This window comes from Microbulbifer sp. YPW16, assembly GCF_021290385.1.
GTDB classification, from domain to species: domain Bacteria; phylum Pseudomonadota; class Gammaproteobacteria; order Pseudomonadales; family Cellvibrionaceae; genus Microbulbifer; species Microbulbifer zhoushanensis.
Map to the genome: position 1 here is coordinate 1,402,017 of NZ_CP089928.1, position 24,712 is coordinate 1,426,728.

The window sequence follows — 24,712 nt, forward strand, 5'->3', positions numbered from 1 at the left end:
GTCTGGACACCGGCACCCCACCCCGGCACAGTAACCTTCTGGCCGCCAGGAAAGAGACATGAATGCACCAACCGCCCCATTGCCAGCGGAAGTCTCCAGCGCCCCGGTCCTGTCTTCCGGCCTGTGTAGCACTGCTGGACCCAAGCCCCAGAACGAGGATGCGGGTGTTTTTCACTGGCCCGCCAGCCCGCACCTGCAACAGTACCTGGGTGCGGTGGCCGCCGTCGCGGATGGCGTGAGTTCTGCCGAGGCAGGCGCCCTCGCCAGCAGCACGGCGACGCAGCAGTTCGTGGAGGATTACTTCCGTACACCCGATACCTGGTCCGCGGCCCATGCCGGGCAGAAAATCCTCGCCTCCATCAACAGCAAGCTCTATCGCAAGAGCCACGAGTTTGCCCAGGAGGAAAAGGGCTTTCTCTGCACTTTCTCGGCGGTGGTGTTCAAATCCCGCAGTGCGCACTATTTCCATATCGGTGACAGCCGCATCTACCACCTGCGCCAGAAGCAGCTGAAGTGCCTGACCCGCGATCACACGGTGGTGCTGTCCCATCGGCGCCGGATGCTGGCGCGGGCGTTGGGCATGGATACCGGCCTGCAGGTGGATTACGGGCGGGTGGAACTGGAGCGTGGCGATTGTTTCCTCATTACCAGCGACGGGGTCCACGACTTTGTGGATGCGGAGTTTATCCGCACACTGCTCGCGAACGCGGACCTGACCGAACAGCAGAAGGCCGAGACGCTGGTCAGGGCCGCGGAGGAAAATGGCAGCGACGATAACCTCACCGCGTTGGTCGTGCGGGTCAGGTCGGTGCCGGAAACCACACTGGATGACTACAGTCGCCAGCTCACCCGGCTGCCTTTTCCGCCACCGCTGGAGCCGGGCATGATCCTGGACGGCTACCGGGTGGAGCGGGAAATCTTTTCCTCCCAGCGCAGCCAGCTCTACCTGGTGACTGATACCGCCTCCGGCGAGGCACTGGTGATGAAGACGCCCTCGATCAACTATGAGGACGACATCCACTATATCGACCGCTTCATCCAGGAGGAGTGGATCGGCCTGCGGATCCAGAACGATCACGTGGTGGAAGTTCAGCGCCAGCAGCGGCCGCGCACAGTCCTTTACTACCTGATGGAATACGTGGACGGCCGCACGCTGGAAAGCTGGATGACGAAAAACCGCTTTCCGAAACCGGCCGAGGCCTTCCGTATTATCCGCGAGGTCGCCGCGGGACTGGCTGCATTCCACCAGCAGGAAACCATTCACCAGGACCTGAAGCCCGCCAACATCATGCTCGACCGTGCAGGGCGCGCAAAAATCGTGGATTTCGGCTCGGTCTATATTGCCGGCAGCGCCGAAGTCTTCCGGCCGCTGGAACATCCCGGCGCCCTGGGCACCGCCTCTTATTCAGACCCGCACTATATTCTCGGGCGCAACACCGGTATCCAGGGCGATATCTATGCGCTGGCCACCATTGCCTACGAGTTGTTCACCGGGGAGCTGCCCTATGGCGAGGGCATCAACGAGTGCCGCTCGCTGGCCGATTACGAGCAGCTGCGTTACCGCCCCGCGGCGACGTTTAACCCCGTGGTGCCAATCTGGTTCGATCGCACACTGGAACGGGGCTGCAGCATCGATCTCGAGGAGCGCTACCACACCCTGGACGCCTTCATCACCGACCTGGGCACCCCCAACCCGGATTACCTGCGGGACGACCCGAGCGATCAGCAGGGCCAGAACGCCTCCATGTTCTGGAAATTGCTGTGCGGACTCTGGGCCATCACCCTGCTGGCACTGCTCGCCCTGTTTTCGTCCGGCAATTGACCGGCCGCTATATTCCGGCCGCCGCGGGCAGAAGGGGTAGTGGGTCCCTGGACAGATATTCCCCGGCTTGTTCACCGGGCAGACAGAAAGCGTAATAACCGTTGAATTGACCGCCTTACCACTACCCCGAAAGGGGTAGAGACGGCCTCGCCTGTAAGTAGCCGTGCAGCCACCCCGCCACTCAGCTCCTCTTGTACCGAGACATAGAACACCATATGTTGTGCCTAGCAAAAACGCAGGCACAACATGTAGATGATAAAAATCAAGTTAGCTCGGTAGCCACCGTGGTGGCATACCGACAACTTCACCAGCCAGGAGGCCCCATGTCCGCATCCACAACCGTCACCCCAGAAGCCAGCGCCGCCGGCGCCGTGCCCAGTGGCCGCATTCCGCCCGGCCTGCTGGTGCGGAAGCGCGATGGCCGCTCCACCGCGTTCGATAGCCGCCGCATCCACAGCGCCATTTTGCGGGCCGGGCAGGCAAGCAGTGACTTTGACGCGGACGAGGCCGACCTGCTGACGGCACAGGTTTGCAAGGTGATTGGCCATCGCTGTGACGGTAGCGCGCCGCTGGATATCGAGGAAATCCAGAATATCGTCGAGCAGGTACTGATCAGCAACAACCACCTGGATACTGCCCGGGGCTACATCGCCCACCGGAGCCGCCATCAGCAGTTGCGCGAGGACCGCCGCACCCTGCTGGATGTCAGCGCCTCTGTCGACGAGTACCTGCAGCGCGAGGACTGGCGCGTGGCAGCCAATGCCAACCAGGGCTATTCCCTGGGTGGCCTGATCCTTAACAGCGCCGGCAAGATGATCGCCAATTACTGGCTCAACCACGTCTACGACCCGGAAATCGGTGCGGCGCACCGGGATGGTGATATCCATATCCACGACCTCGACATGCTGGCCGGCTATTGCGCTGGCTGGTCCCTGCGCACGCTGCTGCAGGAAGGCCTCAACGGCGTGCCGGGCAAGGTGGAGTCCGGGCCGCCCGCACATCTGTCCAGCGCGGTGGGGCAGATCGTCAACTTCCTCGGCACGCTGCAGAACGAGTGGGCCGGTGCACAGGCATTCAGCTCTTTCGACACCTACCTGGCGCCCTTTATCCGCAAGGACGGGCTCGGCTACAGAGAAGTCCGCCAGTGTATGCAGGAACTGATCTTCAACCTCAACGTGCCGTCCCGCTGGGGCACGCAGACGCCGTTTACCAACCTCACCTTCGACTGGGTCTGCCCGGAGGACCTGCGCGAGCAGGTGCCCGTCATCGCCGGCGAGGAAATGCCGTTTACCTACGGTGAGCTGCAGGAAGAGATGGACCTGGTCAACCGCGCCTATATCGAGGTAATGAGTACCGGCGATGCGCGCGGCCGGGTATTCACCTTCCCCATCCCCACCTACAACATCGCGCCGGACTTCCCCTGGCACAGTGAGAACGCCGAGCGGCTGTTCGCCATGACGGCGCGCTACGGCCTGCCCTACTTCCAGAATTTCATCAATTCCGACCTGAGCCCGAACATGGTCCGCTCCATGTGCTGCCGGCTGCAGCTCGACCTGAGGGAGCTGCTCAAGCGTGGCAACGGCCTGTTCGGCTCCGCCGAGCAGACCGGCTCGCTCGGCGTGGTGACGGTCAACTGCGCGCGGCTGGGCTACCTGCACCGCGGAGATGAAGCCGGTCTGATGGCTGCCCTGGACCGCCTGCTGGAGCTGGCGCGCAACTCGCTGGAACTCAAGCGCAAGGTCATCCAGCGCCATATGGACGCGGGCCTCTTCCCCTATTCCAAGCGCTACCTGGGAACCCTGCGCAACCACTTCTCCACCATCGGCGTGAATGGCATCAACGAGATGCTGCGTAACTTCACCGGCGACCGCGACAACATCGTCAGCGAAGAGGGCCAGCGCATGGCAGAGCGCCTGCTGGACCATATCCGCGCGCGCATGACCGAGTTCCAGGAGCAGACTGGCCACCTCTATAACCTGGAGGCGACACCGGCGGAGGGCACCACCTACCGCTTCGCCCGCGAGGACAGGAAGCGCTACCCGGATATCCTCCAGGCCGGCAGTGATGAAGCCCCCTACTACACCAACTCGTCGCAATTGCCGGTCGGCTTCACCGACGACCCGTTCGAGGCGCTCGCGCGGCAGGAGTCACTGCAGTCGCGTTATACCGGCGGCACCGTGCTGCACCTGTACCTGGGCGAGGAACTGCCGGACGCCGACAGCTGCCGCCGGCTGGTGCGGCGGGCGCTGGAGAACTACCGCCTGCCCTACATCACCGTTACACCGACTTTCTCGATCTGCCCGGTACACGGCTACCTGAGCGGCGAGCACCCGTTCTGCCCGCGCTGTGACGAGGAACTGCTGGCGAAAAAACAGTGCGGGAATGAACAGAGCGATAAGCAACAGTGCGGGACGCCCGCGTAGTTAGCAGGCCCCGCAGACTGGAGACAGTGACACCCGAGAAGAAAGAAAGGAGAGCTATCATGCAAGACCACACCAACCTGCTCAACGATGAAGAACGCACCCCCTGTGAAATCTGGAGCCGGGTGATGGGTTATCACCGGCCGGTGTCCTTCTGGAATCCGGGCAAGCAGTCGGAGCATCGCGAACGCCAGTACTTCGTCGCTGACAACGGGAAAACACCCGCAACGGGTACTGCAACAGTGGCCATTAATCCGTGAGTGAGTCCCTGCGGGTCGGTGGCTTTACGCCCTTTACCGCCATTGACTACCCGGGGGCCCTGGCAGCCGTGGTGTTCTGCCAGGGCTGCCCGTGGCGCTGCCGCTACTGCCACAACAGTGAGCTGCTGCCCGCCCGGGCGCCGACGCCGTATCGCTGGAGCAAACTGCTGGCGTTTCTTCGCGGGCGCAGCGGGCTGCTGGATGCCGTGGTGTTTTCCGGCGGCGAGCCCACCGCGCAGCGGGCACTGGAAAGCGCGATGACGCAGGTGCGGGAGCTGGGGTTCAAGGTGGGGCTGCACACCGCCGGCATGTACCCGCGGCGACTGCAGGGACTGCTGCCGCATCTCGACTGGGTGGGCCTCGATATCAAGGCATTACCTGAAAATTATCCCGCTATCACCGGCGTGGAAAAAAGCGGGGCCACCTCCTGGGACAGCGCGCGGTTGCTCGCCGAGGCAGGCATCCCGCTGCAGGTGCGCCTGACCCGGCACCCGCAGCTTACCAGTGAGGCCGAACTCGATGAGGTAAGGCGAAGGCTTGCCGACCTGGGAATCTCCGACCTGGTGGTGCAGGGTTGCAATACCGAACGCTGCCTGGACCAGGAGCTGCGCCTACCCCACTGAGCGGGGAACCGCCAGCGGCGACAAAACCTGCCCGGGAGTGTTTCTGCTCCCGGGCAATTAATTGCTCCCGGCAGCTGCATTGCTGTATTGGCAACCGGAAACTATCGGTGACGGCAGGGGTGGTACTACCGCCGTCAATTGACGGGAATATCTAGCGGGTCAACTGCCAGGTGACCGCCCGGCGGATCGGCGTAAAGTGATTACTCACCCGGAGTACAGCCTTGCGCAGCAGCCGTGCCGGGGCGCGGTCATCGGTAAAGAGCCCGACGACGCGATTGGTGCCCTCGTATACCGGCCATGACTCGAGCCTGTGCGCCAGCTGGTAGCGGCCCAGCGCACGCCGCAGGGCCTGGTCGGAGTCTAGACTGGCTACCCTGCGCAACTGGCGCGCCAGTGACTCTGCGCTGGCCAGGCCGAGATTGAAACCGTGGGCGGTAACCGGATGCATACCCACAGCGGCATCGCCAATCAGCGCAAACCGCTCGGCGCAGAATTGTTGCGAGTACACCGCCACCAGCGGGTAACAGTGCCTCTCGCCCTCGCATTTTACTGCGCCCGGTGCGAACCCGGCCTCCCGCGCCACATGTGCGGCGAAGCCGCACTCTGACAACCCCATCAATTCATTACTGCGACTCGACGGCACCGTCACCACCGCCGACGAGACTTGCGGATCGGCGAGTGGCAACAGCGCCAGCGTGGAGCCGTACCGGAAGCACTCACGCGCAACACCTTTATGGGGTTCGCCGATGCGCACGCGGCCAACGATCGCCGAGCGACCGAAGTCCCGCATATCCGCGCCGATACCGGCCATGCGGCGGGTTTCCGAGAAACGGCTGTCGGCCGCCACCACCAGCGGCACCTGCAGGGAGTCGCCGTCGCTGAGCGTAACTTCACGGTAACCGCCTTTCAGCCCGAGACCGCTTACCGTGGTGCAATCCTGCCACCGGACATTGGCCTGCTGCGCCACCACTTCATACAGCACGCGCCGGATGGCTGCATTCGCCACTATGTACCCCAGCGGTCCCCGCCCACGGTCGTCAAACTGCAGGCAGTAGGGCGAGGTGCCGCTGACCACCTGTGCCTCAGCCAACTCGCTGATCTCCTCCTTGCGCAGCCGCTGCCAGGCGCCCAGCTTTTGTAGCAGGCGCACCGACTTGTGTGTGAGGGCGATCTCCCGGCCATCGTCGGCAGGTTCTGCCAGCGAGGTACGGGACTGGCGCTCAACCAGTGTCAGCCGGTAGCCACTGTGGGCGAGGAACGCGGCAAAGGCCAGGGCCGCCGGCCCGGCACCAACCACGGCGATATCCGTTGCCTGCATGCACTTCTCCTCAGGCCGGCGCGCCGGTCTCCTCCGACGCGATGGCGAAATGGTAAATTTCGGGAATCAGGCTGCGGTCGTCCATGCGCACCCCCAGGTCGCGGATCAGACCGTCGCGAATATCGTAGATCCAGCCGTGCAGGCTCAGTTTCTGGCCCCGCTCCCAGGCGTGCTGGACGATCTTGGTCCGGGCCAGGTTCTGCACCTGCGCCCTGACGTTCAGCTCACACAGCCGCGCCGTGCGCGCCGCCTCGTCGAGCCCCTCCAGTTCCTGGCGGTGCATTGCGTAGACATCCTTGATATGTCTCAGCCAGTTATCCACCAGCCCGCATTCGCTGTGCCCGAGAGCAGCCTGTACACCGCCGCAGCAGTAGTGGCCGCAGACCACCACGTGTTCCACCTTCAGCACCTCCACCGCGTACTGCAACACCGACAGGCAGTTGAAGTCCGTGTGCACCACCACGTTGGCGATATTGCGATGCACAAACAGCTCGCCCGGCGCCATGCCGACGATCTCGTTGGCGGGCACGCGCGAATCAGAGCAACCAATCCACAGGTACTTCGGTGTCTGCTGGCGGCTGAGGCGCAGGAAAAACTCCGGGTCCTCTTCGGTGCGATCACTTGCCCAGGCACGGTTCTGGCGGAATATCTGCTCTATCTCTGCCATCTCAGGCTGCCCTCCCGTCCAGCAGGTCGATGCCGCCGATCTCAGCAGAGGCCACCAGCTGCTGCAGGTAGGCGCCAGTATTGGCCCGGCGCGCGCGCTCCTGCAGGAAATCGCTGATCCTGTCAGCGACATAATCGAACTCGAGGGGACGGCCCGGCTCGCTGTGTTCCACATAGATGAGGTGCAGGCCATACTCGGTTTCCACCGGTTCCTGCACCAGGCCCTGCCCCTGGCGGAAAACCGCTTCCTCGAAAGGTGCCACGGTATCGCCGCGGCTTACCTGCCCCAGGCTGCCGCCCGATTCGCTGGAGGAGCACTCCGATGCAGCCTTCGCCAGGTCGGCAAAGGTCACCAGCGGGTCGCTGGATTCCTGCACCTGGCGCAGCAGGTCGGCTGCCGAAGCCCGCGCCTGTTCCCGCGCCGCTTCGTCGTCGGGATCCGCGGCCAGCAGGATATGGCGGACTTCGGCCAGCGGCTCTGAGCGGAACCTTTGCCGGTTCTCCTCGAAGAAGGCACGGCAGGCCTCTTCTGTAGGCGCCGGCACGTCCATGTCGCCCGCGACGAGCTGCCCCACCGCTTTATCGAACGCCTCACTGTTGATTTCGACATCTGCCTCACACAGGCCGCGCTCCACTGCCGCCTCGCGCAGCAGCTGGCCGATCACCAGCGAGCGTGCCGCGGCATAAGCAGCCTCGCGGGGTGTGGGCGCCGGGTGATATTGCATCTCCGCATAAATCTGCTCGCGCGGGATTTCCATTCCATTGACCGTCACCGGGGCGAGAAAAAGCTCGGTGTCGCCCTGCTTGTCCGATGTCAGCAAGTTGCTCATCTGGACCTCCTGTAAGAGTCCGTTGTAACTGTACTTTTTTTGCGCCCGGGTAATGAGCGCCTGGATTGTTGCGGCGCGCTGGCTTCATCGCGAAAACCGATATAGACAGCATCGGCACCATTGTCGATGGCCGCTCCCAGTGCCGGCAGGAATCCGGCAACGATCCACGGCATCAAGTTTGTTCTTCGCGGTCAGGCCCAGCTCGGTGTCACTGTTGACGGTATCCGGTGCTTGCGGTGGAACTTGCAAGAGAGTTACTGGCAGTCAATGCCTCACTCCTTTTCACAGCAATAGTCGCGGCACCAGCAACGGCGGGCGCCCCCCGCATGCCTGGCAGCACCGGGACTGCGTCATGCGCAACCCCGGCGATCACTCAGACCTCCCTGGTGGGACGCGCGCGCACCACCTGGTAGTTGCGGCGGAAGTATTGCACCGGCACGCTCCACACATGCACCAGGCGGCTGAAGGGGAACAGCAGGAACAGGGTCATGCCGAGGAAGATGTGCAGCTTGAAGATGATGTGCACATTGGCAATGGCCGCTGCCGCGGTGGTACCGTCAAGAGTCACGATGGACTGCGCCCAGGTCATCAGCTTGAGCATTTCTGCACCGTCCAGGTGGCCGGTGGAGACCACGATGCTGATCAACCCCAGGATCAGTTGTGCATAGAGCATCAGCAGGATGGTCAGGTCCATGCGCGAGGTGGTAGCCCGGATACGCGGGTTGGTCAGGCGGCGCTTCACCAGGATGGTCAGGCCGATAAAGCAGATGACGCCGAACAGGCCACCGATGCTCATGGCCATCAGCTGCTTGGTGGCCGCGGAGACGCCAACTGCGTGCCAGACCCACTTGGGCGTGAGCAGGCCCACGAAGTGGCCCGCGAGGATTGCGATCACACCGATGTGGAAGAGGTAACTGCCGACGCGCAGCTGTTTCTTTTCCAGCAGCTGGCTGGAGCCCGTGCGCCAGGTGTACTGGTCGCGGTCATAGCGGATAAGGCTGCCCACCACGAACACGGTCAGGGCGATAAAGGGATAGATGCCGAAGAGTAGTGTATTCAGGTAGTCCATCATCTTACTCCATAGAAGCGCGGTGCTGCGGGGCCGGCTGTTCTGCCGCGTTGACCCAGTTGAGTGGCTGGCCGTCCCGGCGCTGGGTTTCGCTGGGGCGCATGGTGAGCTGGTCACAGGCACTACCCTGGGTGCCGGAGAAGGAAACAGCCTCTTCCTCCCAGATCTTGTCCAGGGCCTCGGGCGTGTCGTCGGGCTCCTCACCGGCGATGCGCTGCTGCAATGCCGGCACATCCACCTCGACTCCGGACAACTGCAACAAAGCATCCATCAGCAGGTGGTAGGGACTGTCTTTTTCCCGCAGGCGCGCGGCGAGCAGCGCCAGCACATGGGAGACTTCCGCCAGCCATTCGGTCGCCGCCTCTCCCTGGGTCGCGCAGAATTCCAGGTAGGTGGGCAGGTAGTCGGGCAGCTCACGCTCGTTCAGGGCCAGCCCGGCACTGCGGTAGCGGGCCATCAGGTCAACCATCGCCTGGCCGCGATCCCGGGACTCGCCGTGCACATGCTCGAACAGGTGCAGGGATACCTGCCGGCCCCGCTCGAACAGCCCGTCGTATTCCGACTGCCAGTCCAGGGCATCCATACGTTCAAAATAGGAAATGAAGGCCACCAGCTTGTCGCGCAGGGCCGTATCGATATCGGAGGACTCCGCTACCCAGCGGGTCAGCTCGTCCAGGTTTGCCACCAGCTCGTCCGCGGGATAGTCGAGCAGGCGTGAAATCAGGTTCAGGGTTTTCATAAGTTTTCTCGCATCAGGCTCTGTGGGGGTCAGGCCCGGCTCCGCGCCGGGCTTTACTGCTTTTTTCGCCTGAGTTAATCCACCTCTTGCGCCGGGATCACCTGGCGTACTGTCTGTTTCTTGCCACCGAATATATTGGTGCTGTCGTTACCGGTACCGCAGCCGTTGCCGAAGCTGAAGCCGCAGGAGGATTTCATGTCGTAGGCATTTTCGGCGTAGGCCTTGTGGCTGCTGGGCACCACGAAACGGTCCTCGTAGTTGGCCAGCGCCAGGTAGCGGTACATGTCCTCCACCTGCTGTACCGACAGCCCGGCCTCTTCCAGCAGCTCGCGATCCTGGACACCGTCCACGTGGATGCCGCGCATGTAGGCGCGCATGACGATCATGCGCTCCAGCGCGCGCGCCACCGGTGCCTCGTCGCCCGCGGTGAGCAGGTTCGCCAGGTACTTCAGCGGAATGCGCAGGGTGGACAGGTCCGGGATCTCGGCGTTGCGCCCCACGGTCACGGTTTCCACGTCGCCCGCCTGCACTGCGTTCTGGATCGGCGACAGCGGCGGCACATACCAGACCATCGGCAGGGTGCGATACTCGGGATGCAGCGGCAGGGCGATCTGCCAGTCGATTGCCATCTTGTACACCGGCGACTGTTGGGCAGCATCGATCCACGCTTGCGGGATACCTTCGGCGCGGGCGGCCTCCTGCACTGCGGGATCGCTCGGGTCCAGGAAGATGTCGCACTGGGCCTGGTACAGGGCCTTGTCGTCCTCCACCGACGCCGCTTCCTCGATGCGGTCGGCGTCGTAGAGCAGCACGCCCAGGTAACGGATCCGGCCAACGCAGGTCTCGGAGCAGATGGTCGGCTGGCCCGCCTCGATGCGCGGGTAGCAGAAAATACACTTCTCCGATTTACCGGTTTTCCAGTTGTAGTAGATCTTCTTGTAGGGACAGCCGGACACACACATCCGCCAGCCGCGGCACTTGTCCTGGTCGATCAGCACGATGCCGTCTTCCTCGCGCTTGTAGATGGCACCGCTGGGGCAGGACGCCACACAGGCCGGGTTTAGGCAGTGCTCGCACAGGCGCGGCAGGTACATCATGAAGGTGTTTTCGAACTCACCGTAGATGTCCGCCTGGACCTCCTCGAAGTTCTTGTCCTTGCGGCGCTTGTCAAACTCGGTGCCCAGGATTTCCTCCCAGTTCGGGCCCCACTCGATTTTCTCCATGCGCTCGCCGCTGATCAGCGAGCGCGGGCGGGCAACTGGTTGATGCTTCTGTTCCGGCGCCTTGTGCAGGGTCTGGTAGTCGAAATCGAACGGCTCGTAGTAGTCGTCGATCTCCGGCATGTCCGGGTTGCCGAAGATGTTTGCCAGCACCCGGTGCTTGCCGCCGATCCTTGGCTGCAGCTTGCCGTTTTTCTTGCGCGTCCAGCCACCATTCCACTTGTCCTGGTTCTCCCACTCCTTCGGGTAGCCGACACCGGGCTTGGTCTCGACATTATTGAACCATGCGTACTCCACCCCCTCGCGGGAGGTCCACACGTTCTTGCAGGTCACGGAACAGGTATGGCAGCCGATACACTTATCGAGGTTCAGCACCATGCCGATCTGGGCTCTTACTTTCATTGCACGGCCTCCTCTTGTGCTACCGGCTCTTTCACTTCTTCTCCGTCGAGCCAGTCCACTTTGTTCATCTTTCTTACGATTACAAACTCGTCGCGGTTACAGCCCACGGTGCCGTAGTAGTTGAACCCGTAGGACTGCTGGGCGTAGCCGCCGATCATATGGGTCGGCTTCATTACCGCGCGGGTCACAGAGTTGTGGATACCGCCGCGGGTACCGGTGGTCTCCGCCCCGGGGGTATTCACGATGCGCTCCTGGGCGTGGTACATCATCGCCATGCCGTCGGGTACCCGCTGGGACACCACCGCCCGGGCCGCGATGGCACCGTTGACGTTGAAGATCTCGATCCAGTCGTTGTCCTCGACACCCGCGAGCTTCGCATCGGTTTCGCTCATCCAGACAATCGGCCCGCCGCGGGACAGGGTGAGCATCAGCAGGTTGTCGGAGTAGGTGCTGTGGATACCCCACTTCTGGTGCGGGGTAATCCAGTTCAACAGGATCTCCTTGTTGCCATTGGGCTTCTGGTTCAGTACTGGCTGCACTGTCTTCAGGTTGATCGGCGGCTTGTACACGCACATGTTCTCGCCGAAATCACGCATCCACTCGTGATCCTGGTAGAACTGCTGGCGGCCGGTGATGGTGCGCCAGGGGATCAGCTCGTGGACGTTGGTATAGCCGGCGTTGTAGCTGACGTGCTCGTCCTCAAGGCCCGACCAGGTCGGCGAGGAGATGATCTTGCGCGGTTGCGCAACGATGTCGTTGAAGCGGATCTTCTCGTCTTCCTTCGGCTTGGCCAGGTGCGTATGGTCGCGCCCGGTCACCTTGCCCAGCGCCTCCCAGGCCTTCACCGCCACCTGGCCGTTGGTTTCCGGCGCCAGCGACAGGATCATTTCCGCGGCGTCCACCGCGCTGTCGATACGGGCGCGGCCGTTGCGCGCGCTGTCCTCGGTCCAGGTGCGGTTGAGCTTCTTGAGGAAGTCCACTTCCACTTCGGTATTCCAGCTGATGCCCTTGCCGCCGTTGCCGAGTTTCTCCAGCAGCGGGCCGATGGAGGTAAAGCGGTTGTAGGTATTGGGATAGTCGCGCTCCACCGGGATCATGCTGGGCGCGGTGACCCCGGGCACCAGGTCGCACTCACCCTTCCACCAGGCCTTCACGCCAAACGGCTGCGCGATTTCGGTGGGCGTATCGTGGTGGATCGGCAGGGTCACCAGGTCGGTTTCCACCCCCAGGTGGCCGTCGGTGAGCTCGGAGAATTTCTTCGCCACACCCTTGAAGATGTCCCAGTCGCTACGTGCCTCCCAGGCCGGGTCCACCGCCTTGGTGAGCGGGTGGATGAACGGGTGCATGTCGGACGTGTTCATGTCGTCCTTCTCGTACCAGGTGGCGGTCGGTAGGACGATGTCCGAGTAGAGGCAGGTGGTGGACATGCGGAAGTCCAGCGTTACCAGCAGGTCGACCTTGCCCTCGCTGGGCTGGTCATGCCAGGTGATGTCCTCCGGTTTCTTGCCGCCGGCCTCGCCCAGGTCCTTGCCCATCAAGCCATGCCTGGTGCCCAGCAGGTGGCGCAGCATGTACTCGTGGCCCTTGCCGGAAGAACCCAGCAGGTTCGAGCGCCAGATAAACATGTTGCGCGGGTAGTTCTGGGGGTTGTCCGGGTCCTGGTTGGCGAACTTCAGTTCGCCGCTCTTCAGCTGCTGCACCGCGTAGTCTTTCGGGTCCATACCCGCGGCGGCGGCGTCCCTGGTGAGCTGCAGCGGGTTAATACCCAGCTGCGGCGCGGACGGCAGCCAGCCCATGCGCTCGGCACGGCTGTTGTAGTCGATGATGGAGGCCTGCCACTTGCTCTTGTCGGCCAGCGGCGAGACCACCTCTTCCATCTCCAGCTTTTCGTAGCGCCACTGGTTGGAGTGGTTGTAGAAGAAGGAGGTACCGTTCATGTGGCGCGGCGGGCGCTGCCAGTCGAGGGCGAACGCCAGCGGCGTCCAGCCGGTCTGCGGGCGCAGTTTTTCCTGGCCCACGTAGTGGGCCCAGCCACCGCCACTCTGGCCGATACAGCCACACATCATCAGCATGTTGATGAGGCCACGGTAGTTCATGTCCATGTGGTACCAGTGGTTCAGCGCGGCACCGACAATCACCATGGAACGGCCGCGGCTCTTGTCGGCGGTGGAGGCGAACTCGCGGGCCACGCGGATGACGTCCTGCGGGCGGCAGCCGGTGATCTTCTCCTGCCAGGCCGGGGTGTAAGGCTTGTCGTCCTCGTAGCTGTGGGCACAGTTGGGGTCGTCCAGGCCGTGCTCGACGCCGTAGTTGGCCAGGGTCAGGTCGTAGACGCTGGCCACGCGCAGGGTCTCACCGTCCTTGCCGGTAACCAGCCTGACCGGCACCTTGCGCTCGATCACGTCGCTGTGGTCGGTGTGCTGGAAGTAGTCGTACTCGTGAGTCTGGCCGCCAAAATAGGGGAAGGCCACCTGGGCGACCTCGTCCGCAGCCTCCTTGAGGCTCAGCATCAGCTGCAGCTCCTCGCCGCTCTTGCCGTCGCGCTGCTCGATATTCCACTTGCCCTGCTCGCCCCAGCGATAGCCGATGGAGCCCTGCGGGGAGACCAGCTGCCCGTCGTGGTTGATAGCGATGGTCTTCCATTCCGGGTTGTTGTCCTGGCCCAGGTTGTCGGCCAGGTCCGACGCGCGCAGGAAGCGCCCCTGCACCAGGCGGCCGTCCTGCTCCTCGAGGGTGACCAGCATCGGCATGTCGCTGGTGGTGCGCACATACTCGGTGAAGTAGGCGCTGGGCTTGTCCACGTGGAATTCCTTCAGGATCACGTGACCGAAGGCCATCGCCAGTGCGGCATCGGTACCCTGGCGCGGTGCCAGCCAGGTGTCGCCGAACTTGGAGCACTCGGAGTAATCGGAGGTGATGACGCAGGTCTTGGCGCCCTTGTAGCGCACTTCGCTCAGGAAGTGGGCGTCCGGCGTACGGGTCTGCGGGACGTTGGAGCCCCACACGATCAGGTAATTGGAGTTGTACCAGTCCGCGGACTCCGGAACGTCGGTCTGCTCCCCCCAGATCTGGGGGGAGGCCGGCGGCAGGTCACAGTACCAGTCGTAGAAACTCAGGCAGTTACCACCGATCAGGGACAGGTAGCGGGCGCCGGCGGCGTAGGAGACCATGGACATGGCCGGGATCGGCGAGAAGCCGGTGACGCGGTCGGGACCGTACTGCTTGGTGGTGTAGACGTTGGCGGCGGCGATCAGCTCGTTGACCTCGTCCCACTTGATACGCACGAAGCCGCCCATGCCGCGGCGCTCCTTGTAGGACCTGGCCCTGGCCGGGTCCTCGACGATGCTGGCCCAGGCCTCAACCGGGTCGCTGTGCTTGAGCCTGGCCTCGCGCCACAGCTTCACCAGACGCTTGCGGATCTTGGGGTACTTGAGCCGGTTGGCCGAGTACATGTACCAGGAATAGCTGGCACCACGCGGGCAGCCCCGCGGCTCGTGGTTGGGAAGGTCCGGGCGGGTGCGCGGATAGTCGGTCTGCTGGGTCTCCCAGGTGACCAGCCCGTCTTTTACGTAGATTTTCCAGCTGCAGGAGCCGGTGCAGTTGACGCCGTGCGTGGAGCGGACAATCTTGTCGAACTGCCAGCGGCGACGGTAGCCATCTTCCCAGCTGCGGTCATCATCGGTCTTTTCCCCGTGCCCGTTGGCAAAGGGTTCCTTGTTCTTCTTGAAGTATTTCAGTCGGTCCAGGAAATGGCTCATGCGTTTCTCCCAGGGCATAAAAATGCGGTTAAACCATCGGGTTAGCGGGAATATAAAAGCCGGCTTCCGGGCGATCACCTGCCCCAAAAGGGGTAGAAAGGGGGGGATCTACCCACGAATGGGTAGGGAACCGGGGTCGGCGGGCGGGTAAGGTGCGGCTGAAAGCGAACAAAGACGGGGCCCGCGGGAGAACCGCAGGAAGCTGATCAAAAAATATGCAACAATGGCGCTCTTTGGTGGTACTACCAAAAACGCCTGCGCGGCAGGGGCATAATAGGCCCCGGGGCCCAATCGACCGACAGATAGCCAGACATGCTCAACCGAATCCGCCAGTCCATCGTTTACCGCATCGGCACCCTGATGCTGCTTACCGTGCTGGTCGCGCTCAGTTCCATGGTCGCGTCCTACGTCATTTCCGATGCCGCCGAGAACGACGCGGCCGCGGTCAACCTGGCGGGCTCACTGCGCGCCATGAACTATCGGCTGGCTGCTACCGCGCCCGCCGGCGACCGGGAGGCCACCCGCCAGGTAGCCGACCAGGTGGCACACCGCCTGCGGCAGGTACTGGATATCTCCGATTTCGTCGCGGACGACACCAGCAGCGCGGCCGCGCGCTATACAGGTGTACTCAACCACTGGCAGCAGGAAATCCGCCCGCTGGTGGAGTCGGTGGCCGCCGGGCAGACTCCCATGAACTCTCTCCAGCTGGCCACGCGGCTCGAGCCCTTTATCGGCGAAGTGGACGCGCTGGTGTCAGAGTACCAGCAGATCGCGGAAACGAAGATCCGGCTGCTGCGCGTGGTACAGCTGGCGTCCCTGTTCGCCACCGTGCTGCTGGTTTACCTCTCGCTGTATATCCTGCATCGCTCCGTGGAGCAGCCTCTACAGCAATTGACCGACCGTTCAATGGGCATCGCGCAGGGTAACTTTGACCTTTCCCCGCTCGATATCGACAGCGAGGATGAACTCGGGGTGCTCGCGCGGACAATCAATTACATGAGCGACGAGATCCACGCGACCCACCGCGACCTCGAGCGTCGCGTGCAGCTGAAGACCGCCCAGCTGCAGAAGAGTCACGAGGCCCTGGACTTCCAGTATCGCCTGGCGCGCCGGATTGGCGAAGGGCCGCTGCAAGGCGCCGAGCTGGAGCAGTGGCTGTCCGAGTTCTCGCGACTGGCCGACCTGGAAAACCTCGACCTGTGCCTGATGACCCCAGAAGGCGAAGCGCCCTACGAACACCTGGTGCGCGGTTTCGGCAACAGTCACTGCGACCCCGGCGACTGCCAGGTCTGCGTCAGCACCTGCGGCTCGACGGTAGAGGGTGACCAGCGCACCTACCGCTTCCCACTGGAGGTGGACAAGCGCAATTACGGCGTACTGGTGTGCAGCCTCCCGCAGGAGAAAGAGCTGGATGAGGAACAGCAGCAGCGCCTGGCCACCTTTGCCGACAGCGTTACCGCCGCCATCGCCATCAATGAGCGCGAGGCCCAGGAGCGCCGCGTCGCGTTGATGGACGAGCGCGCCATCATTGCGCGCGAGTTGCACGATTCACTGGCCCAGTCCCTCTCCTACCTGAAGATCCAGGTTACCCGCCTCACCCGCGCCAACCGCGGCGAGCAGGTCGACCGGGAACAGGTGCAGGAAATCATCGCCGAGCTGAAGCAGGGGCTGGACTCCTCTTATCGGCAGTTGCGGGAACTGCTCACGACCTTCCGGTTGCAGATCGGCCAGGGTGGCCTGCGGGGCATCCTGGAGCAAACCATACTCTCCTACCGGGAACAGCATCCCCAATTGAGCATCCTGCTGGATTACCGCCTCGATGAGATCCCGCTCACCCCGCATGAGGAAATCCACCTCCTGCAGCTGGTGCGCGAGGCGTCGCAGAACGCGGTCTACCACTCCCAGGGCGACCGCGTGGAAATCAGCCTGCTCCAGGGGGACAACCACAGCCTGGAGGTGCGGATCCGCGATAACGGGATAGGTATCAGCGACGCCCCGGAGAAACGTAATCACTTCGGCATGTCGATCATGCAGGAACGGGCCAGCAACCTGGATGGGGAGCTGACGATCCGGCGGCGCGACACCGGCGGTACCGAGGTTTCCTTTACATTTGTGCCCGACTACGCCCGCAACCGGGAAGTCATCTGGCAGGAGGCGTGATCACGCAATGCTCTATACCACCCTGAAGACCCTGCACATGACCCTCGCAATGCTGTCCTTCAGCGGATTCATGCTGCGCACCGGTGGCCAGCTCGCCGGCGCGGGATGGGCGCGGGGCCGGCTCGCCCGGTTACTTCCCCACCTGGTGGATACCGCCCTGCTGGTCTCCGCGCTCTTCCTGTTGCAACGCCTGCAGTGGTACCCGCTGCAACAGCCATGGCTGCTCGCCAAGCTCGGCGGGCTGCTCGCTTATATACTGCTGGGCGTCGTCACCATGCGCCTTGCCCGCAACGGCAGTGAACGTTTGCTGGGAGCAGCGGGCGCGAGCATGGCTTTCGCCTACATGGTGTCGGTGGCGATCAGCAAGTCACCGCTGCCGTTCATCTGAGGCCACGGTCGCCGGAAGGATGGGGTGATGGAAAGCTCACGCAAGCCGGATACCGCGACCGCCATGCGTGCCATTATCAGTGAGGCCCGTCGCGCCCTGCCCTTTCACCTGCCGGCGGCCCAGCTGTGCGCCGGCCCCTGCCAGGGATGCCCCAAGAAGCTGCTGGAGTTTATCGACGGGGAGCTGTTCGACTGGACAGAGCGCCTCGATCAGGAGGAGGTTCCCACACTCGGGGATGTCAGCGCGCTCGGCAAGCGCTGCCGGAAAATCCATGCAGCCATCGCGAAGAATGGCCTGATCCAGCCGGACTGAAGGCCCGGCGTGGAACGCCCGGGGTGGATCCGGGCAACGGGACAATCGCCCCGCTTCCCTCAACCCGGATGCCCGTCGGGGCGCGCGCGGAACAGTACCGGCGTGTAGTAGACAAGGAACAGCCCGTAACCCACTACCCAGGCCGCCACCGCGGCCAGGAAGCCGGCCGCTGCCGGCGCCCAGAAGACCCGGGCTAACGCCGAGAACGCCAGTGCCGCGAATGCCAGCGGCATTAATGACGGTACGGCCAGGAGCCGGCCGGTGTGGCCCAGGCTCACGCGACTGATCATCGCCAGTATCAGTCCACCGATGCCGCCTACCGCCAGTGCGTGCACGGCGCCGCTGCGCCAGGCTGGCGCGATTCCACTCCACCAACACGCCAGCAGGAAAAGACCCAGGATCACGAACCAGTAACTGATGTGCAGGGACCACACCAGCGGCTCGCGCCAGATGACAGTAGGGTGCCAGCGCATGGTGCGCACCAACTGCAGCGCCCCCAGGGTAAATGCGAGCAGCGCCAGTACTGCCCGGGGCAGCTCAAACGCAAAGGCCAGCAACAGCGCGACCAGCACCCCGTGTGTCCCGTACTCGACTGCCGCCAGCTTGTCGCGCTGCGCCAGGTGGAAGCGTCGCGCGGTGAAGAAGGGAATCACGCGGCCACCGATAACCAGTATCAGGCCGGTCATCAGCAACAGAGTCAGCAGCGCGGCATGGCCCTGGCGTGCGGGCGCCAGCCAGTGGTACAGCGCCAGCCCGGCCAGTGCGAGCAGCGCCGGCAGCACGAAAGCGTTGCGCCACTGCCTGGCCACCAGCACCCGCCTGCCCAATAGCACCGCCGCCAGCAGGAAAAACCCGGCCTCCGCCACCAGCGGCAGCCACAGAGGCACCGCGGCGAACAGGTAGCCGATTCGCGCCAGCAGCCACAGGCCGACCAGCAGCTGCAGCTGCCTGCCGTGCGGCGAGGGAATACCGGTCCAGGTCTGCATGGCCGTACCCAGGAAGCCCACCACTACCGCCGCCGCGAACCCGAACAGCATCTCGTGGGCATGCCAGGTAACGCCGCCCCGCAGCACCGGTAATCCCCACCCCGACAATTGGGCCTGCCAGGCCAGCAGGGTGAGCAGGCTCCAGGCGGCCGCCCCCCAGAAAAATGGCCGGAAGGGCATGCGCCAGATGGGCGCCAGGGCTTCGATTCGCGAACGGTCGACTATTGGTATCAAGTTACTACTCCTCAAAACAGAAAGGGGGAGGCGAAGCCTCCCCAAGCGGTGCGAGTTAACGCGGGCCTATCCGGGTCAGGGGTTGTAGAACTCCCCATTCTTACGCAAGTAGAACCAGTAGTTAATCACCATGCATACGGCGTAGAAGATGGCGAAGCCTGCCAGCGCGTATTCCGGTGTGGTGGCCTTGATCTGCTCACCGAAGACTTTCGGGATATAGAAGGCACCGTAAGCGGCCACCGCAGAAGTCCAGCCAAGCACCGGACCGGCCTGTTCGCGGGGAAATACCATGGCAATAGTGCGGAAGGTTGAACCGTTGCCAATCCCGGTGGCGCCGAAAAGCACCAGGAACAGCAGGAAGAATGGTACGAAGAACTCTTCCGGGGTCGCAGACCCGTAGGCTGCCTTCATGTAGTAGGCCACACCCAGCGCACTCGCCACCATGATAGCCGCACAGACCTGGGTAACCAGGGCGCCGCCGACGCGGTCGGAGATCCAGCCTCCCACCGGACGAATCAGGGCACCGATAAAAGGACCCATCCAGGCGTACATCAGGGCGCTGGGACCATTCGGGTTGATGGTGTCGTGAGTCATCACACCGTCGACCATCACGTGGCTGTAACCGAAGATCACCTTGATGGCCAGCGGGAATGCCGCGGCAAAGCCGATGAAGCTGCCGAAAGTCATGGTGTAAATGACGCTCATCACCCAGGTGTGGCGGTTGTTGAAAATGCGGTACTGCCGGTTGAGGCTGGTCCTGATATCGCCCGGCAGCATCTTCAGGCCGAAGACGGTAGCGGCAATCACCATTACCAACACGATTTCCTTGGGCACGCCCCAGCCGGAACCGTTGGCAGCCTCCGGCAGCAGCAGCCACAGGCCCACCACCGCGGTGAGGAAACCGATACCCAGCATCAGGGTCATCTTGGCCATGGCTGACAGCGGGCTGCCCACGTCCGGGGTAATCTCCTCGGTGCGCAGGTTGTTCATGCCGAACCAGCCGACGATGGCCAGCGGCACCAGGAACAGCAGCCATACAAAGCCGGCATTCTGGATCCAGGCCTCGGAACCGGCCGGGATCTTGCCGATGAGGGAGCCGGAGCCACTGACCAGCACCATGGGATCCCCGCCGGCGGCACCGAAGGCGCCGAAAGTCATGAACAGGGGCACCAGGATCTGCATGCTGGTGACGCCGAAGTTACCCAGGCCCGCGTTCAGGCCCAGCGCCAACCCCTGCTTCTCCTTGGGGAAGAAAAAGCTGATATTGGACATGGAAGAGGCAAAGTTACCCCCGCCGATACCGGACAGCAGTGCCAGCAGCTGGAACACCCACAGCGGGGTTTCCTTGCTCTGCAGCGCGAGGCCCGTCCCCAGGGCGGGGATCATCAGCAGCGCAGTGGTAAATACGATGGCGTTGCGCCCACCGAACAGGCGAATGAAGAAGCTGCTGGGAATACGCAGCGTCGCCCCGGTCAGGCCGGCGATTGCCATCAGGGTAAAGAGGTCAGCCTTCGCGAAGGGGAACCCAAGGTTGAGCATCTGGACGGTGATGATTCCCCAGTAGAGCCACACGGCGAAGCCGCACAGCAGGCTGGGGATGGATATCCATAGATTGCGATTCGCAATCTTCTTTCCTTTGGACTGCCAGAATCCACTGTCTTCTGGAGTCCATTCGTATATATCTGACACGGCGGCCTCTCCTGATCTGGTTTTACTGATTCGCCATGCACTATGGTCCCCTGCAGCCCCGCTCTCAATTACCATCAGTAAGTAACCACTTTTCCCGTTCTGGGCCAGAGCTACCCCTTTGGGGGTACTCCCCGCCCCGGGGGCCTGTGCTAAAGTAGCCGCTCACATTTAATACAACCGGCACGACAACGGCAGGTCCACCATGTCCCAACCTGCAACCATCATGATGGTTGATGACCACCCCCTTTTTCGCAAAGGCCTGAAGCAGTTGTTCGCAATGGAGCCCGGCCTGGAGCTCGTGGCGGAGGCCAGCAGTGGTGAAGAGGCCCTGGAGCAGGCCCGGGAACACGATCCCGATATCATCCTGCTCGACCTGAATATGCGCGGGATGGACGGCCTTGACACGCTGCGTGCCATGCGGGCCGCGGATGTCACCTCCCGCATCGTGATGCTGACCGTCTCCGACAACAATGCCGACGTCGTCTCCTGCATCCGCGCCGGGGCGGACGGCTACCTCCTGAAAGACATGGAGCCCGAGGAAATCCTCGACCAGGTACTGGAGGCGACCCACGGCAAGTTGGCAATCAGCCAGCGGCTTACCGAGATCCTGGCCTCAGCCCTGCGCAAACCGGAAACCTCCGGCGCCGACACCCTGTCGACGCTGACCAGCCGCGAATACCAGATACTGCAACTGATTGCCGACGGCCTCAGCAACAAGCTCATCGCCCGCGAGCTCGACATCAGCGATGCCACCGTCAAGGTACACGTCAAGCACCTGCTGAAGAAACTCGGCATGCGCTCGCGTGTCGAGGCGGCCGTGTGGATGGTGAACCAGAAGCGACCGGAGTCCAACTGAGCGAGGTATCCCCATGAGCGATTGCTGCAGCCAGCCCGGCCTGATGCCGGTTGAAACGGCCCGCGAGCGGCTCCTGGAAGCCCTGCAGCCGGTGCCGGGTACTGAAGATATCCCACTGGAACTGGCCGCGGGCCGCGTACTCGCGGAACCGGTGATCGCAGCACTCGACCTTCCACCCTGCGACAACTCGGCCATGGACGGCTATGCGCTGCGCCTGGCCGACCTCGAAAGCGGCAAGCCGCTGGAACTGATTGGCAAGTCGTTCGCCGGTAAGCCCTTCACGGGCATGGTCAATCCAGGCACTTGTGTGCGCATCATGACGGGCGCCGTGGTGCCCCCTGGCGCCGATACCGTCGTCATGCAGGAACAGGTCGAGGCCCGCGAGGAATCTGTGCGAGTAAGCGGCCGGGTCAAGGCCGGCGATCATATCCGCCGTCGCGGCGAGGATATTCGCGAGGGCGAGGTCCTGCTGGCCGCGGGCACCCGGATTACGGTGGCCCATATCGCGCTGTTGGCCGCCGCCGGGGTCGGCTCGGTTACCCTGCGACGGCAACCGGTAATCGCCCTGTTTTCCACCGGCGACGAGTTGCGCCAACCCGGTGAGCAACTCACTGCGGGCGACATCTACGATAGCAATCGTACCGCGCTCAAAGCCGCCCTGGCGGGCCTTGGGCTGGAAATACTGGATCTGGGTATCCTGCCTGACACCCGCTCGGTTATCGCGGGCGCACTGGAGCGCGCGGCGCTCGATGCCGACGCAATCATCACCTCTGGCGGGGTGTCGGTGGGAGAAGCCGATTACACTCGCGAGGTGCTCGAGGACATGGGGGAAATCGGTTTCTGGAAGGTGGCCATGAAACCGGGCAAGCCCTTTGCCTTCGGCCGTCTGCAGGGCACGCCATTTTTTGGACTGCCGGGCAACCCCGTGTCCGCGCTGGTAACCTTTTACCAGCTGGTGCTGCCGGCCCTGTCCATCATGCAGGGCGGCAGCTGGTCCGCACCCCAGACCATGCGCGCCAGGCTGCTGCAGCCGCTGAACAAAAAACCCGGCCGCACCGATTTCCAGCGCGGGTTCTTCCGCAATGACGAGCAAGGCATGCTGGTGGTGGAGGCGGCGGGCACCCAGGGTAGCCATATACTGTCAGGTCTCGCGGCCGCGAACTGCTTTATCGTCCTCGACCGGGACAGTGGGCCGGTCGCAGCGGGAGACATGGTAACCATCGAGCCCCTGCGCGCGCCCCTCTGACGGGACCCCGCCTCCACTAATCAATGGATGCCCCATCGGCATTACGTGAGCAAACCACTGGAATGCAAGGCCGCGCGGCGCTAACCTGAGCCCTGTTGGACGATACGCGGGGCAAAGGGAGGCGCGCTGCGACTTCTTCCGCAGTGCCCCGTCCATACCAGCCAGAAGGGAAGCAGCGCCAGTGAAAGCGATCGGGTTATACCAGTACCTGCCTATTAGTAACGAAAAGTCACTTGTCGACGTCTACCTGGACCGCCCACGACCCGGGTCCCGCGACCTTCTTGTCGCGGTACAGGCGATTGCCGTAAACCCGGTGGATACCAAGGTACGTGCACCGAGACACGGCGACATCAAACCACCGGAAACACCGCAAATACTTGGCTGGGACGCCGCCGGGGAGGTAATCGATACTGGTGAGGAAGTGGAAGGCTTCCGGCCGGGGGACCGGGTCTATTATGCCGGCGATATCACCCGCCCGGGCTGTTACAGTGAAATGCACCTGGTGGATGAACGCATTGTCGGCCACATGCCCGAGAGCCTCGATTTCGCCGCGGCCGCCGCCCTTCCCCTCACCGGCCTCACGGCCTGGGAAGCCCTGTTCGACCGCCTGGGTATATCCCCTGCAGGCGCGGACACAGGTAAGTCCATCCTGGTGATCGGTGGCGCCGGTGGTGTAGGTTCCATCGCCACCCAACTGGCGCGGCACATTGCCGGACTCCGTGTCATCGCCTCCGCATCGCGCACGAAATCCAGCGTATGGGCCAAGCAGATGGGCGCACACCATATCGTCAACCACCGACGTCCACTCGACATTGAGCTGGAGGAGCACAAGCTCGGCCCGGTGGACTATATTCTCTGCCTCAACGACACCGACCAGCACTGGCCCGCCATGGCCAATATCATCAAACCCCAGGGCAGCATCTGCAGTATTGTCGATAACCGGGAACCCCTGGACCTGTCGCTACTGAAACCCAAGAGCGCCACCTTCTGCTGGGAGTTCATGTTCACCCGGTCCATGTTTCGCACCCCCGACATGCACCGGCAGCAGGAAATTCTCAACGAGATTGCCCAACTGGTGGACCGCGGCACCTTAAAAAGCACGGTTAACCTGGTGCAGCAGCCGATCAATGCGACCAACCTCCGTGAGGCGCACCACCTGCTGGAAACCGGCCGTACAATTGGAAAACTGGTTCTTGAAGGCTGGTGATTATCCAGCCTGACTATGCAGGCGGAGACAGAAAAACTGAGAAAAACCCCGAACCTTTGGGGCTACCTACGAAACCGCAGGCCCTGGATATAGTTGCGAGGGCAGGATTTGAACCTGTGACCTTCGCCCGGCCATGCCGGCACGAGGTAGAAAACGAGCCCGACTCTGTCGGGCCTGCCTACGAAGCTGTAGGTCTTGGATTTGGTAGCGGGGGCAGGTTTCGAACCTGTGACCTTCGCCCGGCCATGCCGGCACGAGGTAGAAAACGAGCCCGACTCTGTCGGGCCTGCCTACGAAGCTGTAGGTCTTGGATTTGGTAGCGGGGGCAGGATTTGAACCTACGACCTTCGGGTTATGAGCCCGACGAGCTACCTGGCTGCTCCACCCCGCATCAATACTGTATAACCGAACCCCGTGGGGTTCCGTCTTCCGTCGCCAGTGATTGTGGCTCCGAAGAGGCTGCGCATTCTATTGATAACGCACGGAGATGTCCAAGCTTCTTTGCAA

The 24,712-nt window shown here is 63.0% G+C and carries 19 protein-coding genes and 1 tRNA gene; 10 read left to right on the forward strand and 10 right to left on the reverse strand.

The window, feature by feature from the left end; genetic code table 11:
• Positions 1-58 precede the first annotated feature (58 nt).
• From LVE68_RS06115 to LVE68_RS06130, 4 genes are all read left to right on the forward strand, one after another.
• Positions 59-1,822, forward strand: coding sequence for a bifunctional protein-serine/threonine kinase/phosphatase (locus tag LVE68_RS06115; protein WP_233006142.1), 1,764 nt, complete (start codon positions 59-61; stop codon positions 1,820-1,822).
• Between the two features lie 323 nt (positions 1,823-2,145).
• Positions 2,146-4,245, forward strand: a complete 2,100-nt coding sequence (locus tag LVE68_RS06120) for a ribonucleoside triphosphate reductase (RefSeq protein ID WP_233006143.1) — start codon at positions 2,146-2,148, stop codon at positions 4,243-4,245.
• 59 nt (positions 4,246-4,304) lie between these two features.
• Positions 4,305-4,502, forward strand: coding sequence for an anaerobic ribonucleoside-triphosphate reductase (gene nrdD, locus LVE68_RS06125; RefSeq protein WP_233006144.1), 198 nt, complete (start codon positions 4,305-4,307; stop codon positions 4,500-4,502).
• Complete coding sequence (locus LVE68_RS06130; protein WP_233006145.1) at positions 4,499-5,125, forward strand: anaerobic ribonucleoside-triphosphate reductase activating protein; 627 nt, start codon at positions 4,499-4,501, stop codon at positions 5,123-5,125. Before nrdD ends, LVE68_RS06130 begins: the two co-directional genes overlap by 4 nt.
• A gap of 151 nt (positions 5,126-5,276) precedes the next feature.
• Here LVE68_RS06130 and ubiM read toward each other — a convergent pair whose 3' ends face one another.
• From ubiM to LVE68_RS06165, 7 genes are all read right to left on the reverse strand, one after another.
• Positions 5,277-6,443: a 5-demethoxyubiquinol-8 5-hydroxylase UbiM gene (ubiM, locus tag LVE68_RS06135; RefSeq protein ID WP_233006146.1), complete on the reverse strand. Its 1,167-nt coding sequence runs from the start codon at positions 6,441-6,443 to the stop codon at positions 5,277-5,279.
• Between the two features lie 10 nt (positions 6,444-6,453).
• Complete coding sequence (gene can, locus LVE68_RS06140) at positions 6,454-7,110, reverse strand: carbonate dehydratase (RefSeq protein WP_233006147.1); 657 nt, start codon at positions 7,108-7,110, stop codon at positions 6,454-6,456.
• A 1-nt stretch (position 7,111) separates the two neighbouring features.
• Positions 7,112-7,939, reverse strand: coding sequence for a peptidylprolyl isomerase (locus LVE68_RS06145; protein ID WP_233006148.1), 828 nt, complete (start codon positions 7,937-7,939; stop codon positions 7,112-7,114).
• A 373-nt stretch (positions 7,940-8,312) separates the two neighbouring features.
• Positions 8,313-9,008: a respiratory nitrate reductase subunit gamma gene (gene narI / locus LVE68_RS06150; protein WP_233006149.1), complete on the reverse strand. Its 696-nt coding sequence runs from the start codon at positions 9,006-9,008 to the stop codon at positions 8,313-8,315.
• Between the two features lie 4 nt (positions 9,009-9,012).
• Complete coding sequence (narJ, locus tag LVE68_RS06155) at positions 9,013-9,747, reverse strand: nitrate reductase molybdenum cofactor assembly chaperone (RefSeq protein WP_233006150.1); 735 nt, start codon at positions 9,745-9,747, stop codon at positions 9,013-9,015.
• Between the two features lie 74 nt (positions 9,748-9,821).
• Positions 9,822-11,369 (reverse strand): nitrate reductase subunit beta, encoded by a 1,548-nt coding sequence (narH, locus tag LVE68_RS06160; RefSeq protein ID WP_233006151.1) that lies wholly within the window; start codon positions 11,367-11,369, stop codon positions 9,822-9,824.
• On the reverse strand, positions 11,366-15,127 hold the full coding sequence (locus LVE68_RS06165; protein WP_233006152.1) for a nitrate reductase subunit alpha: 3,762 nt from the start codon (positions 15,125-15,127) through the stop codon (positions 11,366-11,368). The genes narH and LVE68_RS06165 overlap by 4 nt, the downstream gene beginning before the upstream one ends.
• A gap of 312 nt (positions 15,128-15,439) precedes the next feature.
• Here LVE68_RS06165 and LVE68_RS06170 point away from each other — a divergent pair, with 312 nt between their 5' ends.
• Genes LVE68_RS06170 through LVE68_RS06180 form a run of 3 tightly spaced genes read left to right on the forward strand, consistent with a single transcriptional unit; the run spans position 15,440 to position 17,987 of the window.
• A complete protein-coding gene (locus LVE68_RS06170; protein ID WP_233006153.1) occupies positions 15,440-17,287 on the forward strand; it encodes an ATP-binding protein in 1,848 nt (615 codons plus the stop codon).
• A gap of 7 nt (positions 17,288-17,294) precedes the next feature.
• Positions 17,295-17,675 carry a SirB2 family protein gene (locus LVE68_RS06175; RefSeq protein WP_233006154.1) on the forward strand — a complete coding sequence of 127 codons (381 nt, stop codon included), beginning with the start codon at positions 17,295-17,297 and terminating at the stop codon, positions 17,673-17,675.
• A gap of 27 nt (positions 17,676-17,702) precedes the next feature.
• A complete protein-coding gene (locus LVE68_RS06180; protein WP_233006155.1) occupies positions 17,703-17,987 on the forward strand; it encodes a hypothetical protein in 285 nt (94 codons plus the stop codon).
• A gap of 59 nt (positions 17,988-18,046) precedes the next feature.
• On the opposite strand, the gene LVE68_RS06185 is transcribed toward LVE68_RS06180, so the two are convergent.
• Both LVE68_RS06185 and LVE68_RS06190 read right to left on the reverse strand, forming a co-directional pair.
• On the reverse strand, positions 18,047-19,207 hold the full coding sequence (locus LVE68_RS06185; RefSeq protein WP_233006156.1) for an NnrS family protein: 1,161 nt from the start codon (positions 19,205-19,207) through the stop codon (positions 18,047-18,049).
• A gap of 75 nt (positions 19,208-19,282) precedes the next feature.
• Positions 19,283-20,896, reverse strand: coding sequence for an MFS transporter (locus tag LVE68_RS06190; protein ID WP_233006157.1), 1,614 nt, complete (start codon positions 20,894-20,896; stop codon positions 19,283-19,285).
• Between the two features lie 202 nt (positions 20,897-21,098).
• On the opposite strand from LVE68_RS06190, the gene narL reads away from it, so the two are divergent.
• The 3 genes from narL (at position 21,099) to LVE68_RS06205 (ending at position 24,205) form a co-directional block, all read left to right on the forward strand.
• A complete protein-coding gene (gene narL / locus LVE68_RS06195) occupies positions 21,099-21,752 on the forward strand; it encodes a two-component system response regulator NarL (RefSeq protein ID WP_233006158.1) in 654 nt (217 codons plus the stop codon).
• A 13-nt stretch (positions 21,753-21,765) separates the two neighbouring features.
• Positions 21,766-22,998, forward strand: a complete 1,233-nt coding sequence (gene moeA / locus LVE68_RS06200) for a molybdopterin molybdotransferase MoeA (RefSeq protein WP_233006159.1) — start codon at positions 21,766-21,768, stop codon at positions 22,996-22,998.
• Positions 22,999-23,179: 181 nt separating this feature from the next.
• Positions 23,180-24,205, forward strand: coding sequence for a zinc-binding alcohol dehydrogenase family protein (locus tag LVE68_RS06205; protein WP_233006160.1), 1,026 nt, complete (start codon positions 23,180-23,182; stop codon positions 24,203-24,205).
• A 314-nt stretch (positions 24,206-24,519) separates the two neighbouring features.
• Here the strand turns inward: LVE68_RS06205 and LVE68_RS06210 are convergent.
• Positions 24,520-24,596: transfer RNA gene (locus tag LVE68_RS06210), tRNA-Met, on the reverse strand.
• Positions 24,597-24,712 lie beyond the last annotated feature (116 nt).